Annotated in this window: 1 protein-coding gene; it reads right to left on the bottom strand. The window is 48.0% G+C overall.

The features are described from left to right. Positions 1-710: FIST N-terminal domain-containing protein (locus A3754_RS03020; RefSeq protein WP_304439787.1), on the bottom strand; the 710-nt coding region annotated here is incomplete at its 3' end. Positions 711-846 lie beyond the last annotated feature (136 nt).

The following is an 846-nucleotide window of genomic DNA, read 5'->3' as shown; positions in this document are numbered from 1 at the left end:
GCTGGTTCAGCATTGAGTTCATAGACGGTACGCTTTTCCGGATCCGCAGAAGTAACTACAAACTTGGTTTTTTCAGGAATTAAATGATGGGTGCTGAACACTTCGAAATCTAATGAGGTAGAAATCATTATCACCGTGGCGGCTTCGCTGGTGAAACCGCCATCGCTATAAACATAAGTGCCGCTTAATCTATATTCATCCCCCGCCGAGCCACCAAAGCAGGCAATACTGCCTAACGCCGAATTAAGCGTAGCCAAGACCATTTCTTCATTCACTGATAGCCCATCCATCAGCGTTAGCACAAAAGTATTGTGCTCTGCGGGTGACTCCGTCATACCTTCGCTGCACTCGGTTAGCAAGCCATCGACAAGCTGCTGGGCATCGAGAAGGCCGAAACTGTCCACATTTTCCACAAGCTTTTGACTGACTGTGAATAACCGGCGATCAAACCCAATGGCCACAATTGATCCCTGATCATACCCTTTGGAAGTAATTTCACCGCAGGAGGTGCAGCCTGACATGGGAATTCCAGCGAAGTTATCCCGCATGGCTGCAGCCAGACGATCAAGATCATATTCCACTGAGCAAAAGAACAGTACGAAACCCAAGTTCGGGTTTTTCAGCTTTGCAGCCAGCTCGGCAGCTGCAACCTCTTCATTGGCGGCATTACTGAACGTTGTTAGCACAGCGTTTAGAGGGGCGGCAGTCATCAGACTCTCCCGTTTTTTATTGTCGCGCTATTTCCTGGCGCCTTTGCTGGCTAATTCTGCGGAATATTGTTGTCCCAGTGAAGGAAACAGTCGTTGGGCTTTTGTTACTCGATTTATCATAACAAACCGAATCATT

The organism is Alcanivorax sp. HI0083, from assembly GCF_001635175.1.
This window is presented reverse-complemented; position numbering and strand designations above follow the sequence as displayed.